The sequence below is a fragment of the Burkholderia aenigmatica genome (genome assembly GCF_048627025.1).
Lineage (GTDB): Bacteria > Pseudomonadota > Gammaproteobacteria > Burkholderiales > Burkholderiaceae > Burkholderia > Burkholderia aenigmatica.
In genome coordinates this window covers 3,289,529-3,304,439 of the sequence record NZ_CP184469.1, presented here as the reverse complement: position 1 = coordinate 3,304,439, position 14,911 = coordinate 3,289,529, and the positions used below count along the sequence as shown (strand labels likewise).

Below are 14,911 nucleotides of genomic sequence, written 5' to 3'. Positions count from 1 at the left end.
ATGCTTCGCTCCGTCGGCGTAAAAGCCTGCGTACGCAACCGTCAGGATCGCTACCGAATTCCGTCACAGAAAATCGCCCGCCACAGCATCGCGCCAACCGGACCCGATCGATGACCCGCATCCGCAACCCCCTGAACCTCGCGCAGCTGCAGGCGTTCGTCTCCGCCGCGCATCACAAGAGCCTGCGCGCGGCCGCACGCGAGCTCGGCGTCACGCAACCCGCGATCACGCATACGATCCGCGAGCTCGAAACGGCGCTCAACGCTGAGCTGCTCGTGCGCAGCGTCCGCGGCGTCGAGCTGACCGCGTGCGGCCATGCGCTGCTGCCGCGCGCCGAGCAACTGCTCGGCGATATCCGCCGCACGGTCGAAGCCGTCGAGCAGGTGAAAGGAGAAATGTCGGGGCGCGTCGCGGTCGGCACGATGCCGTCGATCGCGCTGACCGCGCTGCCGCGCGCGGTGACGGCATTCCGCCAGTCGATGCCGAACGTGAACCTGCATCTCGAGGAAGTGACGGTGCCCGACGCGCTCGCGCAGCTGCGCAACGGCACGCTCGACATCGCTGCGATGCACCACGTGCCCGCGCTCGATCGCGATTTCACGCAATCGCCGCTGCTGTCGACCGAATTCACCGTCGTGATGCGCGAAGGCCACCCGCTGGCGCACGCGCGCCGGTTAGAGGAATTGCTCGATGCCGAGTGGATCGTCACGGTCGGCGCCGAGCAGTTTCCGCACAGCGTGATGGTCGGGATGTTCGAGGCGCGCGGGCTGCCGCTGCCGAAGCGCCTGCTGCGATCGCCGATGTCGTTCGCGGTGACGCTCGGGCTCGTCGCACGCTCGGACGTGATCGGCTGCTTCACGCGCCCGCTCGCCACCATGGTCGCGCCGCTCGGCATCCGCACGGCCGACCTCGACGAAAGCATGCCGCGCTTCGACCTGTCGATCATCGCGCGGCGCGACCTGCTGCCCACGCCCGCTGTCTCGCAATTCGTCACGTGCCTGCAGCGCGCGGTCAACGAAACGCTCGGCTGAATCGTTCCTGTGTCTGAAACGGCGGCGCATCCGACGCGCCGCCGCCGGGCCCGGTATCGGGGCTTGTCCTAGGCGCCCTGCCGGTATTTTGTCTTGATAATCTTGCGCACGTCGCGCGCCCGCATCGGGTGGGCGAAACGGACAGCCTGACGCGAAGCCGCGCCAGGCCGAAGGCTTACGGCGCGGCACAACCGCGCACCCATCGAACAAAACGAGGAGTCACCGAGTGAAAAAGATTCTTGCGGCTGTGACCGTCGCCCTGCTCGCCGTATCGGCTGGCGGCGCGTACGCGAAGGACTGGTCGACCGTGCGGTTCGGCGTCGACGCAAGCTACCCGCCTTTCGAATCGAAAGGCGCTGACGGCAAAGTGGTCGGGTTCGACGTCGATCTCGGCAACGAAATCTGCCGCCGCATGAACGCGAAGTGCGTGTGGATCGAAAACGACTTCGACGGGATGATTCCGGCGCTGAAGGCTCGCAAGTTCGACGGCGTGCTGTCGTCGATGTCGATGACGCCGGCGCGTCAGGAACAGATCGCCTTCTCGGCGAAGCTGTTCAACACGCCGACGCGCCTCGTCACGAAGAAGGGCGCCGGCCTGATGCCGACGGCCGAATCGCTGAAGGGCAAGTCGGTCGGCGTCGAGCAGGGCACGATTCAGGAAACCTATGCGAAGACGTACTGGGCCTCGAAGGGCGTGAACGTCGTGCCTTACCAGAACCAGGACCAGGTCTACGCCGACCTGATCTCCGGCCGCCTGGACGGTGCGCTGCAGGACGCAGTGCAGGCTGACATCGGCTTCCTGAAGACCCCGCGCGGTGCGAACTTCGATTTCGCCGGCAAGGATCTCGACGATCCGAAGACGCTCGGCGAAGGCGCCGGCATCGGCCTGCGCAAGGAAGACACCGACCTGAAGGCGAAGATCGACGGCGCGATCGCCGGCATGCGCAAGGACGGCACGTACGCGAAGATCGCGAAGAAGTACTTCGATTTCGACGTCTACGGCAAGTAATTCGCCGGCAATCGCACGCTTCGCTGCGACGCAAACGGGCTCCGCGAGGAGCCCGTTTTTTTGCGCATGCGGCGCCGGCAGCGTTATTTTTTTCGCACCAACCTGATGATTCTCAACGAAAATCGACGTGCTCTGGCGCCGGTTTGATGGCGGCGAGGGGGCAACGTACAATCGATCTTCCACGCACACCGGATCATTCGCGGCTGCGCCGCACTCCCCATCATGCAAACGCAGACCCATCCGCTGATTTCCCCCGCCGTCGGTACCGAACGCCAGATCACGAGCTTTCACTACGGCCCGCGCGGCGGCAAGAAGGTCTATATCCAGTCGTCGCTGCACGCGGACGAACTGCCCGGCATGCTGGTCGCCACGCTGCTGCGCCGCAAGATTGCCGCGCTCGAGACGGCCGGCAAGCTGCGCGGCGAAGTCGTCATCGTGCCCGTGCCGAACCCGATCGGCCTGTCGCAACACGTGTTCGGCGATCACCTCGGCCGCTTCGAGCTCGGCTCGATGCAGAACTTCAACCGCAATTTCTACGATCTCGCGGCGCTCGTGCTGCCGCGCGTCGAACACCGCCTCACGAACGACGCGCAGCACAACCTCGTCGCCGTGCGCGCCGCGATGCGCGAAGCGCTCGACGAGCAGCAGCCGCGCACCGAGCTCGACTCGCAACGCCTCGCGCTGCAGAAGCTGTCGTTCGACGCCGATATCGTGCTCGACCTGCACTGCGACAGCGACGCGGTGATGCACCTCTACACGAACCCCGATCTGTGGCCCGACGTCGAGCCGCTGTCGCGCTATCTCGACGCGCAGGCGTCGCTGCTCGCGCTGAATTCGGTCGGCAACCCGTTCGACGAGATCCACAGCTTCTGCTGGTCGGATCTGCGCAACCGCTTCGGCGACCGCTTCCCGATCCCGAACGGCGCGATTTCCGTCACGATCGAACTGCGCAGCGAGCGCGACGTGTCGTACGAATTCGCCGAAAAGGACGCGCAGGCGATCGTCGAATACCTGACCGAGCGCGGCGTTGTCGACGGCAAGCCGGCGCCGCTGCCGCCGCTCGCGCATCCGGCCACGCCGCTCGCGGGCACCGATCCGCTCGTCGCGCCGGTGTCGGGCGTGATCGTGTTCCGCACGCCGGTGGGCGTGATGATCGAGGCCGGCGAGGCCGTGGCCGACATCGTCGATCCGCTGACCGATCGCGTCGTCACGCTGAAGAGCAGCGTGTCGGGCGTGCTGTACGCGCGCCAGATCGTGCGCTTCGCGACGGCCGGCATGGAAGTCGCGCGGATTGCCGGCGCGACCGCGATCCGCACCGGTTCGCTGCTGTCGGCCTGAGCGGCCGGCCCGCGCGCCGGGTCACGGCGCGCGGCGCGCTGACCCGCACGCACCAACGAAATCGCCCGCTTGCGCGGGCGATTTGCTTTCCGGACCGGCGAGATCCGGCAATCCGGCGTGCCGTCGTATGAAACCGTTCAGAACGCCGGCACGATCGCGCCGCCGAACTTCTGGTCGATGAACTTGCGCACGTCGTCCGATTCATAGGCCGCGACGAGCTTCTTCACCCACGGCTTGTCCTTGTCCTGCGCGCGCACCGCGATCAGGTTCGCGTACGGCCCGCGCAGATCCTCGATCGCGATCGCATCCTTCACCGGCGTGAGCCCGGCCTTCACCGCGTAGTCGGTGTTGATCGACGCGACATCGAGATCGGGCAGCGCACGCGGCAGTTGCGCGGCGTCGAGTTCGACGATCTTGATCTTCTTCGGATTCTCGGCGACGTCGAGCGGCGTCGCATTCACGCCGTTGGTGCCGGCGCCCGCCTTCAGCTTGATCACGCCGTATTTCTGCAGCAGCAGCAGCGCACGGTTGCCATTCGACGGATCGTTCTGGATCCCGACCTTCGCCCCCACCGGCAAGTCCTTGAGCGACTTGAGCTTTTTCGAATAGAAACCCATCGGCGCCGTGTAGGTGAGCCCGACGTTGACGATCTTGTAGCCGCGCTGCTTGATCTGGCTGTCGAGGAACGGCTGGTGCTGGAAGCCGTTCGCGTCGAGATCGCCGGCATCGAGCGCCGCGTTCGGCTGCACGTAGTCGTTGAATTCGATGACCTTGATCGCGAGGCCTTCGCGCGCGGCGACCTTCGTCACCTCGGTCCAGATCTGTGCGTCGGGGCCGCTCATCGTGCCGATTTTCAGGGTTTGCGGGTCGGCGTGCGCGCCGGGCGCCGCGAATGCCAGCGCGGCGGCGAGTGCGCCCAGGCCGGTCAGGAATGAACGTCGCATGGTGTCCTCTTGTCCCGTGTCGTTTGTTGGAACACGGATCGTGGCATGGGGCCGGAACGCCACCAACCAAGCTTATTTCATGTGCATATTCCTGATTCCGATCGAATCTCAGTCTGAATCGGTATAACCACCGACTATACAAGCGGGCAGAATTCAGTGTCGCATCGACGCCACAGATTCTTCATATGACAGTCGCTGTCATATTCATTACGTGGCCCCTCGATAAAGTTGCCGCCGGTACGTGAAAGCGCCCATAGAGAGCGCCGGAACCGCAACTGGACACGCCATTTATTCGCTCGGAGATTCCTTTGAACAAGAAACTGTTGACCATCGCCGTCCTGGCAGCAACGGCCGGCACGGCGCACGCACAAAGCAGCGTGACCCTGTACGGCGTTATCGATGCCGGTATCAGCTACGTGAACCACAGCAAGACCGCCAACGGTGGCACGGGCAAGCTGTTCAAGTATGACGACGGCGTTGCCCAAGGCAGCCGTTGGGGCCTGCGCGGCACCGAAGACCTCGGTGGCGGCCTGAAGGCGATCTTCGTGCTCGAAAACGGCTTCAACAGCGGCAACGGCACGATCGGCCAGGGTGGCGCGATCTTCGGTCGTCAAGCTTACGTCGGCCTGAGCCAGTCGCAATACGGCACGGTCACGTTCGGCCGCCAGTACTCGTTCTCGACCGACGTCCTCGGCTCGAACTACTCGACGGGCGGCAACACGGTCGGCGGTAACTACGCTTACCACGTGAACGACATCGACCAGCTCACGTCGAGCCGCATCAACAACGCCGTGAAGTTCCAGAGCGCGAACTACTCGGGCTTCACGTTCGGCGCGTTGTACGGCTTCTCGAACTCGACGGACTTCGCAGGCGCAGCCGCGACGACGTCGGGCACGACGACGACGGCAGGCTCGTCGCGCGCATACAGCTTCGGCCTGAACTACGCGAACGGCCCGGTCTCGGTCGGTGCTGCGTACACGGACATCCGCTTCCCGAGCCAGTCGACGCCGTCGTTCTCGACGACGATCGCGAACATCAGCACGGGTAACGTCCGCGACCTGCGCACCTACGGTGTGGGCGGCCGCTACGTCTGGGGCCCGGCAACGGCATGGCTGCTGTGGACGCGTACGCAGTTCTCGACCGTTTCGGGCGCGGGCGGCACGTTCTACAACGCATACGAAGCAGGCGGCAAGTACGCCTTCACGCCGGCTCTGTCGGCTGGCCTCGGCTACACGTACACGAACGCAACGCAGAACGGCAACTCGTGGCACTGGAACCAGGTCAACGGTATCGCCGACTACGCACTCAGCAAGCGTACGGACGTGTACGGCCTGGTCGTGTACCAGCAGGCATCGGGCAAGGGCGTGCAAGCGCAGATCGGCTCGAGCACGAGCTACTTCAACACGTCGGGCACGGGTTCGAAGAACCAGATCGCCGCACGTATCGGTATCCGTCACAAGTTCTAAAGCATCCGCTTAACTCGCGGATCACGACGGCAAGAAGCGCCCCGCTCCACGCGGGGCGCTTTTTTATGTGCTTTTAAGTTTCGCTTAATTCTGGGCTGAGAGGATGCTCTCACCCCCCCTGTTGGCCGCCTGAGCATCGGCGGCTTTTTTTTTGAACCGCCGACGGCGCCGCCATCGATTGCCCACAAGACAGGATCGGAGGCCATGATGATCGAAGATACCGTTTTCAGCCATCTGCACGCGATTCTGACGTGCCAACACTCGATGCCGGTCCAGAGCTGCCGCGTATCGGTCGAAATGCAGCGCCCGTGGGGCCGGCCGTACCGCCTCGTCGAATGGACGATGCATCTCGACGCGCCCGCGCGGCGCCAGATCGTGCCGGCCGAATCGACCGACGAAGAGATCGCCGAGGTCGTCGCCTCGCACGTGCCGGGCCGGCTTTACGGCGACGGCCGGCTGCAGTTCTGAACCCCTTCCTGTTCCACCCGCTTCCCGTCTTTCGGCCACGCCGCACGCATCGTGCGGCAGTCGGTCTCGTTTGATGCCGCAACGAAACCTGCTACGCTGCGCGTTTTCGTCCACGCAACACACGATGGAAAACGCATTCAACGAACGCGGCGTGACGATCACGCGCAACGGCCTATCCGCCGCCGGGCAGGTATTCGCACTACGTGACATCCGCCAGGTCGATGTCGTCAAGATTCCGAAGAACCGCCTCGTGCCGTCCCTGATCTCGCTGATCGGCGCGGCCGTCGCCGTCGCAGGCGGCATCGCCGGATCGAGCGCCGGGCTCGTCGTCGGCGTGATGCTCGCCGTCGTCGGCTATCTGGCGTGGGTCACGCAGGACGTCACGTATCGCCTGATGGTCGAGATGCCCGACGGCAAGCGCGAAGCGCTGTCGAGCGTCGACGCCGCGTTCGTCGAACGCGTCGCCAAGGTCGTGCGCGATGCGCAGGCCGCGAAGTCGGCCAGCTGATTCCGTTCGCATCCCTGCACGCTGAATCCCTGCACGCTTCGATTCACGGTGCCCGGCCGCGCGCGGCGCGTTTCGCGTCGCGCAGCGGCGCCGTCGATTACCCCGTCGAACCGCGTTCTGCCCACCGCCTCGCCCACACCGCGCCTGCACTGCACACGCCGACCGCCTAGTATGGAAAGAGCGGCTCGCCGCCGCATCGTCCGAGGAGGCCAGCATGAACGTCCAGACGCTGTCCGGCACGCTTCGCGCGCAGGAACTGCTGATCGTGTCGATGATCCGCGCGCTTCCCCCTGACGCACGCCGTGCGCTCGTCGACCTCTACACCGAACAGATCGTGTTCGCCGAACAGGCCGGCTTCGACGGCCACGGCGATCGCGCAACGCATGACGCGTTCATCACGCATGCGCGCAACTTGCTGATCCGCATCGAAGCGCTGGCCTAGTCAGGCCCGCGTTTCTCCCGATTTTCCCGCCGCGGCTCGCCCGAGCCGCGCAGGTGAGCGCTCACCCGCACGAGCCGCTTTGCTTTCTTGTATTGATAATAATTCTCATTTACACTGGTAGAGTTATCAGTTGCCTTTCAATTCGCCGCCCGCCGCCTTCCGTGCGCGGGCGGGCCAGCCAGGTGAACGCGTCACCCAGCCAGCCTTCGGGCTTGTTTTCGTCAATGGGAGACCACCTGTGCATTGCTATACGCTGGCGCGGCGGCCGATCTGTGCCGCGCTGTTCGGCGCGTTCGGCCTGTCCGCCGCCCCGGCTCACGCCGATTCGTCGCCGCAAGGCGCCACCCTGCCTTCCGCCGTCCTCGTCGCCGCGTCCACGCGCGGCGACGGGGCGCTGCTCGACCCCGTCACCGTCACGGCCAACCGCACCGCCACGGCCGCGAGCCGCACGGCGGCGTCCGTCTCGGTGATCACCGACGAGGATCTGGAAGAACAGCAGGCCACCAACATCAAGGACGCGCTGCGCTACGAGCCAGGCATCACGGTGCGCCGCACCGCGTACCGGCCCGGCAGCGCCGCGCTCGGCGGCGGCCGCGACGGCGATTCGAGCATCAACATCCGCGGCCTCGAAGGCAATCGCGTGCTGCTGATGGAAGACGGCATCCGCCTGCCGAACGCGTTTTCATTCGGCCCGCTCGAGGCGGGGCGCGGCGACTACGCCGACCTCGACACGCTCAAGCGCATCGAGATCCTGCGCGGGCCGGCCTCGGCGCTGTACGGCAGCGACGGCCTGACCGGCGCGGTGAACTTCATCACGAAGGATCCGCGCGACCTGCTGTCGATCTACAACAAGCCTTACTACTTCTCGTTCCGGCCGAGCTACGACTCGGCCGACCGCAGCATCGGCGCGACCGTGTCGGCCGCGGGCGGCAACGATCGCGTGCAGGGGATGATCATCGCCGACGGCCGGCGCGGCCACGAGGTCGACACGCGCGGCGGCAACAACTCGGCGAGCACGCTGCGCACCACGTCGAACCCGCAGGACGTCTATTCGGAATCGCTGCTCGGCAAGCTCGTGCTGACACCCACTGCGCGCGACACGATCAAGTTCACCGCCGAAACGGTGCAGCGCCGCGTGAGCACCGACGTGCTGTCGGCGATCAGCCCGCCGACCACGCTCGGCCTCACGACCTATGACCGGCTCGAACGCAACCGCTTCAGCGTCGACTACGATTTCCGCGACGATGCGTTCCGCTGGTTCCAGACCGCGCACGTGCAGTTCTACTACCAGGACGCGAAGCAGGACCAGTACGCGTTCGAGACGCGCGGCCGGGCGGCTTCGCGTTCGCGCGACAACCAGTACAAGGAGCGCACGTTCGGCGGCTCCGCGTTCGCCGAAAGCGGCTTCGCGACCGGCCCGTTCGCGCACAAGCTGCTGTATGGCGTCGACGGCAGCCTGTCGCGCGTGACGAACATGCGCGACGGCACGGTGCCGGGCGTCGGCGAGGCGTTCCCGAACAAGGCGTTCCCCGACACCGACTACACGCTGTTCGGCGCGTTCGTGCAGGACCAGATCGGCTACGGCCGCCTGCTCGTCACGCCGGGCCTGCGCTTCGACACGTACCGGCTGAGCCCGACCGAGAACGATCCGCTGTTCACCGGCAAGGCCGTATCGACGAGCGCGAACGAACTGTCGCCGCGCGTCGCCGTGCTCTACGAGATCACGCCCGCGGTCATTCCGTACGTGCAGTACGCGCACGGCTTCCGCGCGCCGACGCCCGACCAGGTGAACAGCAGCTTCTCGAACCCGGTGTACGGCTACACGTCGATCGGCAATCCGAACCTGAAGCCCGAGACGAGCGACACGTTCGAAGCCGGCCTGCGCGGCAAGGCCGGCACCGGCTACGGCGTCGTGCGCTACAGCGCGGCCGCGTTCACGGGACGCTACCGCAACTTCATCTCGCGCACGACGATCGCCGGCAGCGGCCGGCCGGCCGACCCGTTCGTGTTCCAGTACGTGAACTTCGCCGACGCGCGCATTCACGGCCTCGAAGGCCGCGCCGAATGGGTGATGCCGAACGGCATCACGCTGAAGTCGGCGATGGCGTTCACGAAGGGCTCGACGCAGAACGACGGCGCGGCCAGCCAGCCGCTGAACACCGTCAACCCGTTCTCGGCCGTGTTCGGCGTGCGCTACGAGCCGACCGAACGCTGGTACGTGCAGACCGACCTGCTGTTCCAGGCCGCGAAACGCGCCAAGGACATCGACAAGTCCGACTGCTCGAACAAGACCTGCTTCTCGCCGCCGTCGTCGTTCGTCGTCGACCTGCGCAGCGGCTACCGCTTCAACAAGCACGTGAGCGCGACGATCGGCATCCGCAACCTGTTCGACCGCAAATACTGGAACTGGTCGGATGTGCGCGGCATCGCGGCCGATTCGCAGGTGCTCGATGCGTATACGTCGTCCGGACGCACGGTCGCCGTCAGCATGAAAGTGGATTTCTGATGCGCGCCGCCCGCGCTGCCACCCCAACCGTTACTTGAAGGAGTCCGACATGATGCAATCCGCCCTTCCCGGTCAACCCGCCACGCCGGCCCGCGCGGCCGCCGCGCTGCGCGACGCGTTCATCAAGCTCAAGACCGAGCGCCAGCTGCGCAACCGCGACGTCGCGCAGGCGCTCGGCGTCAGCGAAGGCGAAGCGCTCGCCGCGTTCGTCGGCGAGCACGTCGTGCGGCTCGACGCGCGCTTTCCGGCGATGTTCGAGGAAATGCCGCGCCTCGGCCGCGTGATGGCGCTCACGCGCAACGACACGGCCGTCCACGAAAAGGATGGCGAGTATGCGCAGATGAGCCACGACGGCCCCGTCGGCCTCGCGCTCGGCGATATCGATCTGCGCATCTTCTATCGTCACTGGGTATCGGCGTTCGCGGTGCGCGACGAGACCGCGCACGGCCCGCTGAAGAGCCTGCAATTCTTCGACGCGCAGGGCCATGCGATCCACAAGGTCTACCTGCGTGCGCACAGTGATCATGCCGCGTACGACGCGTTCGTCGAACGCTGGCGCGCAGCGTCGCAGGAGCCCGGCCTCGCGGTCGTGCCCGCCGCGCCGAAAACGCCCGAGCGCGCCGACACCGAGATCGACGTCGCGGGCTTCCGCGCCGCATGGGACGCGATGACCGACACGCACCAGTTCTTCGGCATCACGCAGCGCTTCGGCGTGAGCCGCATGCAGGCGCTGCGCCTCGCCGATCCGCAATACGCGTATCCGGTCGAAACCACGCACGCGCTGCGTCACGTGCTCCAGCAGGCCGCGCAAAGCGGCCAGCCGATCATGGTGTTCGTCGGCAATGCAGGGATGATCCAGATCCATACCGGCCCCGTCGCGAACGTGCGCGAGGTCGGCGCATGGATCAACGTACTCGACCCGGGCTTCAACCTGCACGTGCGCGAGGATCTGATCGCCGCCGCGTGGGTCGTGAAGAAGCCGACGAGTGACGGCATCGTCACGTCGCTCGAGCTGTTCGACCGGCAGGGCGACCACGTCGCGCTGCTGTTCGGCGAGCGCAAGCCCGGCAAGGTCGAGCGCGACGACTGGCGCGCGCTCGTCGCGACGCTGCCGGCCGCGGCACACGGGGACGCGCGGTGAGCGCGCGACCGTTCGATCCGCGCCGCCGCGCGGTGCTGGCCGGCGCGGCGGCCGGCGCGCTCGCAGGCGCGCTGCCCGGCAGCGTGCTCGCCCAGGGTGCGCCAGCCGCGCCGAAACGCGTGGTCGTGATCGGCGGCGCACTCGCGGAAACCGCGTTCGCGCTCGGCGGCGCGGAAACGCCGCGCTACCGGCTCGTCGGCGCCGACACCACCTGCACGTACCCCGACGCCGCGAAGCGGCTGCCGAAGGTCGGCTACCAGCGCGCGCTGTCCGCCGAGGGGCTGCTGTCGCTGCGCCCCGATCTCGTGCTCGCGTCGGCGGAAGCCGGCCCGCCCACCGCCATCGCGCAAGTCAAAAGCGCCGGCGTCGCGGTGACGACGTTCGACGAGCGCCACGACGTCGAATCGGTGCGCGCGAAGATCACCGGCGTCGCGCAGGCGCTCGACGTGCGCGACGCGGGCACCGCGCTGCTGCAACGTTTCGACCGCGACTGGCAGGCCGCGCGCGACGCGGTCGCTGCCCGCGCGCCCGGCGGCGCACAGCCGCCGCGCGTGCTGTTCGTGCTGAACCATACCGGCAACCAGGCGCTCGTCGCCGGCCAGCGCACGGCCGCCGACGCAATGATCCGCTACGCGGGCGCGCGCAACGCGATGCAGGGCTTCGATCACTACAAGCCGCTGACGACCGAGGCGCTGGCGGCCGCCGCGCCCGACGTCGTGCTGATCTCCGACGAAGGGCTCGCAGCCGTTGGCGGCCGCGCCGCACTGCTCGCGACGCCCGGCTTCGGCGCGACGCCGGCCGGCCGTGCGCAACGTGTCGTCGCGCTCGATGCACTGTTCCTGCTCGGCTTCGGCCCGCGCCTGCCGCTCGCCGTCACGACCTTGCACCGACGCCTGTCGGATGCGCTTGCCTGATTCCGGATTGACCCGATGCCCGCTCACGCTTCGCCCTTCTCCGCACCGTCGCCCGCATCGCACTCCGGCGCCGCGCGCATCGGCACGTCACGCCGCCTTGCGCCGTTCGCACTGGCCGCGCTCGCCGTGCTCGTATGCGCGATGTCCGTCGTCGCGCTGTGTGTCGGCGCCTATCGCATTCCGCTCGCGGAAGCCTGGGCCGCGCTGACCGGCGATGCGGCCGCGCAGCAGGCCCGTGCGGTGCTGTTCGATATCCGCGCACCGCGCGTCGCGCTCGCGTTGCTGGTCGGCGGCGGCTTCGGCGCGACCGGCGCCGCGATGCAGGCGCTGTTCCGCAACCCGCTTGCGGATCCGGGGCTCGTCGGCGTGTCGAGCGGCGCCGCGCTCGGCGCGACGACGATGATCGTGCTCGGCCCCGCACTCTTTGCCGCGCACGTAAGCGCAGCCGCCTTGCCCATCGCCGCATTCGCGGGCGCGCTCGCGGTCGCGGCGCTCGTCTACCGGCTCGCTGCGTCGCGCGGCCGGCTCGCGCTGCCGCTGCTGCTGCTCGCCGGCATCGCGATCAACGCGCTGGTCGGTGCGGCGATCGGGCTCCTCACGTTCGTCGCCGACGACGCACAATTGCGCTCGCTAACCTTCTGGAGCCTCGGCAGCCTCGGCGGCGCGCAATGGTCCGCGTTGGCGGCCGTCGCGCCGTGTGTCGCGATCGGCTGCGTGCTGCTCGCACGCGAACGCAACTCGCTGAATGCACTGCAGCTCGGCGAAACCGAGGCGCTGCACCTCGGCGTACCGGTGCATCGGCTGAAGCGGCGCGTGCTTGTCGCGGTCGCGCTCGCGGTCGGCGCGCTGGTGTCGTGCGCGGGCATCATCGGCTTCATCGGGCTCGTCGCGCCGCACTGCGTGCGCCTCGCGTGCGGCCCCGACCAGCGCGTCGTTCTACCCGGCGCCGCGCTGCTCGGCGCGCTGCTGACGCTCGCTGCCGATCTCGCCGCGCGCACCGTTGCCGCACCCGCTGAAATTCCGCTCGGCGTGCTGACCGCGCTGCTCGGCGCACCGTTCTTTCTTGTACTGCTGTGGAAGAGCCGCGGCGCGCTCGGCGGCTAACCCTTCCCTCACGACGACCATGCTGACCGCCCATCACCTCGACGTCGCCCGTCGACACCACGCGATCCTGCGCGACTTGTCGCTGTCGATCGAACCCGGCCGCGTGACCACGCTGCTCGGCCGCAACGGCGCGGGCAAGAGCACGCTGCTGAAGACCTTTGCCGGCGAGCTGACCGGCAGCGTCGCGCCGAACGGCGTGCGCGTGACCGGCGACATCACGCTGAACGGCGAACCGCTTGCGCACATCGATGCACCGCGGCTCGCGTGCCTGCGCGCGGTGCTGCCGCAGGCCGCGCAGCCGGCGTTCCCGTTCAGCGTCGACGAAATCGTGCTGCTCGGCCGCTATCCGCATGCGCGGCGCAACGGCGCGACGTCGCACCGCGATCGCGACATTGCGTGGCGGGCACTCGAACGCGCGGGCGCCGATGCGCTCGTCGGCCGCGACGTGACGACGCTGTCGGGCGGCGAACTTGCGCGCGTGCAGTTCGCCCGCGTGCTCGCGCAGCTGTGGCCGGACGACGACGCAACGGAAAACGGCCCGCGCTACCTGCTGCTCGACGAGCCGACCGCCGCGCTCGATCTCGCGCATCAGCACCGCCTGCTCGATACCGTGCGCGCCGTTGCGCGCGAATGGCAGCTCGGCGTGCTCGCGATCGTGCACGATCCGAATCTCGCGGCGCGGCACGCGGATACGATCGCGATGCTCGCCGACGGCACGATCGTCGCGCACGGCACGCCGCGCGACGTGATGACGCCGGCCCACATCGCGCAGTGCTACGGATTTGCGGTGAAGATGGTGGACACCGGCGACGGCGCGCCGCCGGTGATGGTGCCTGCATAGCGCGGGCCCGCACCGCACGACTGTTGCACCGCTCGATGTCTGGTCTTACCGATAGCAGCACGTTCACGCAGCATCAATCGCGCTTCGCGCCCCCCCTTCAAGGAGACCCCCATGCCGCTTCCGATGACCCGCATCATCCTGTACGTCCAGGACGTCGCATCGCTCAAGACGTTCTACCAACAGTATTTCGATCTGCCCGTCGTCGAGGAAATCGACAACGAGTGGGTCGTGCTCGGCGCAGGCGCCGTTGAGCTCGCGCTGCATCTCGCCGGCCCGGCGTTCCGCCACGCGGTGCCGGCTCACTCGGAAGCGCACGCGGAAGCGAGCCACGTGAAGTTCGTGTTTTCGATCGGCCAGGATATCGGCGCGCATCGCGACCGGCTGGCTAGCGACGGCGTAACGGTGCGCGATCTCAAGCGCTATGACGGGTTCGCGTACACGATGTACGACGGTATCGATCCGGAAGGCAACGTCTTCCAGGTGATGCAGGCCGACTGACGGTCGGTTCGGCCCGGGCGCTCACCCGAACGCCCGGGCCGGCACCGCTCGCGCCCCCGACCCGCCGCGCGGGTGGCGAGCCTCCCTGCTCAATGCTCGACGTCGGCCACGCCGAACGTGCGCATCTTCCAGCCCAGCCGCACCGCGAACATCCGCATCGCGAACCCCGCGACAAGCGCGACCACCGTCGCGACCCCGGCATCGATGCCAAGGTGCTGCATCCCGACATAGAGCGCGCCCGTGACGAACGCGACGCTCGCATACAGTTCCTCGCGCAGGATCAGCGGCATCTCGTTGCACAGCAGGTCGCGCAGCATCCCGCCGCAGACGCCCGTGATCGCGCCGGCCAGCACGACGATGATCGGCGCGGTGCCCGTCGACGCACCGATGTCGCAGCCGATGATCGTAAATGCCGCGAGGCCGATCGCGTCGACGGTGACGAACAGCGTCTTCATTCGCGCGACATGCCGTGCGACCCACGACGCGACGGTCGCCGCGACGAGCGTGATCACCAGGTACTCAGGGTGCGCGATCCAGCCGAGCGGATAGTGGCCGAGCAGCACGTCGCGCACGGTGCCGCCGCCGAGCGCCGTCACCGCGCCGACGAGCGCGAGCCCGAAACGGTCCATCCCGCGGCGCATGCCCATCAGCGCCCCCGACATCGCTTCCGCGACGATTGCAATCAGATAAAGCGTATGCAT

At 67.5% G+C, this 14,911-nt stretch carries 15 protein-coding genes; 13 read left to right on the top strand and 2 right to left on the bottom strand.

Annotated features, from left to right (window positions below):
• The first annotated feature begins 110 nt into the window (after window positions 1-110).
• The 3 genes from ACN8ZM_RS31940 (at window position 111) to ACN8ZM_RS31930 (ending at window position 3,378) form a co-directional block, all read left to right on the top strand.
• Window positions 111-1,031 (top strand): LysR substrate-binding domain-containing protein, encoded by a 921-nt coding sequence (locus tag ACN8ZM_RS31940; protein ID WP_420211778.1) that lies wholly within the window; start codon window positions 111-113, stop codon window positions 1,029-1,031.
• Between the two features lie 226 nt (window positions 1,032-1,257).
• Entirely contained in the window at window positions 1,258-2,040 is a 783-nt protein-coding gene (locus ACN8ZM_RS31935) for an ABC transporter substrate-binding protein (RefSeq protein WP_043181012.1), read from the top strand.
• Window positions 2,041-2,262: 222 nt separating this feature from the next.
• The gene (locus tag ACN8ZM_RS31930; RefSeq protein WP_043181014.1) at window positions 2,263-3,378 is read left to right on the top strand and encodes a succinylglutamate desuccinylase/aspartoacylase family protein; all 1,116 of its coding nucleotides are present in this window, start codon (window positions 2,263-2,265) and stop codon (window positions 3,376-3,378) included.
• 137 nt (window positions 3,379-3,515) lie between these two features.
• Here the strand turns inward: ACN8ZM_RS31930 and ACN8ZM_RS31925 are convergent, their stop codons facing one another.
• Entirely contained in the window at window positions 3,516-4,322 is an 807-nt protein-coding gene (locus ACN8ZM_RS31925; RefSeq protein WP_043181017.1) for a MetQ/NlpA family ABC transporter substrate-binding protein, read from the bottom strand.
• A gap of 308 nt (window positions 4,323-4,630) precedes the next feature.
• Here ACN8ZM_RS31925 and ACN8ZM_RS31920 point away from each other — a divergent pair, with 308 nt between their 5' ends.
• From ACN8ZM_RS31920 to ACN8ZM_RS31875, 10 genes are all read left to right on the top strand, one after another.
• Window positions 4,631-5,788, top strand: coding sequence for a porin (locus tag ACN8ZM_RS31920; protein WP_043181019.1), 1,158 nt, complete (start codon window positions 4,631-4,633; stop codon window positions 5,786-5,788).
• A gap of 207 nt (window positions 5,789-5,995) precedes the next feature.
• Window positions 5,996-6,256: a DUF2866 domain-containing protein gene (locus ACN8ZM_RS31915; protein WP_011353838.1), complete on the top strand. Its 261-nt coding sequence runs from the start codon at window positions 5,996-5,998 to the stop codon at window positions 6,254-6,256.
• 124 nt (window positions 6,257-6,380) lie between these two features.
• Window positions 6,381-6,764 carry a DUF6232 family protein gene (locus ACN8ZM_RS31910; protein WP_420211777.1) on the top strand — a complete coding sequence of 128 codons (384 nt, stop codon included), beginning with the start codon at window positions 6,381-6,383 and terminating at the stop codon, window positions 6,762-6,764.
• 214 nt (window positions 6,765-6,978) lie between these two features.
• Entirely contained in the window at window positions 6,979-7,206 is a 228-nt protein-coding gene (locus ACN8ZM_RS31905; protein WP_043181024.1) for a hypothetical protein, read from the top strand.
• A gap of 238 nt (window positions 7,207-7,444) precedes the next feature.
• Window positions 7,445-9,712, top strand: a complete 2,268-nt coding sequence (locus ACN8ZM_RS31900) for a TonB-dependent hemoglobin/transferrin/lactoferrin family receptor (RefSeq protein ID WP_420211776.1) — start codon at window positions 7,445-7,447, stop codon at window positions 9,710-9,712.
• A gap of 49 nt (window positions 9,713-9,761) precedes the next feature.
• Window positions 9,762-10,853 carry a hemin-degrading factor gene (locus ACN8ZM_RS31895; protein ID WP_420211775.1) on the top strand — a complete coding sequence of 364 codons (1,092 nt, stop codon included), beginning with the start codon at window positions 9,762-9,764 and terminating at the stop codon, window positions 10,851-10,853.
• Window positions 10,850-11,767 (top strand): heme/hemin ABC transporter substrate-binding protein, encoded by a 918-nt coding sequence (locus ACN8ZM_RS31890; protein ID WP_420211774.1) that lies wholly within the window; start codon window positions 10,850-10,852, stop codon window positions 11,765-11,767. The genes ACN8ZM_RS31895 and ACN8ZM_RS31890 overlap by 4 nt, the downstream gene beginning before the upstream one ends.
• Window positions 11,768-11,782: 15 nt before the next feature.
• Window positions 11,783-12,871: a FecCD family ABC transporter permease gene (locus ACN8ZM_RS31885; RefSeq protein ID WP_420211773.1), complete on the top strand. Its 1,089-nt coding sequence runs from the start codon at window positions 11,783-11,785 to the stop codon at window positions 12,869-12,871.
• Window positions 12,872-12,890: 19 nt separating this feature from the next.
• Entirely contained in the window at window positions 12,891-13,712 is an 822-nt protein-coding gene (locus ACN8ZM_RS31880; RefSeq protein WP_420211772.1) for a heme ABC transporter ATP-binding protein, read from the top strand.
• Window positions 13,713-13,823: 111 nt separating this feature from the next.
• Window positions 13,824-14,210: a VOC family protein gene (locus ACN8ZM_RS31875; protein ID WP_420211771.1), complete on the top strand. Its 387-nt coding sequence runs from the start codon at window positions 13,824-13,826 to the stop codon at window positions 14,208-14,210.
• 89 nt (window positions 14,211-14,299) lie between these two features.
• Here the strand turns inward: ACN8ZM_RS31875 and ACN8ZM_RS31870 are convergent, their stop codons facing one another.
• Entirely contained in the window at window positions 14,300-14,911 is a 612-nt protein-coding gene (locus ACN8ZM_RS31870) for a trimeric intracellular cation channel family protein (RefSeq protein WP_043181041.1), read from the bottom strand.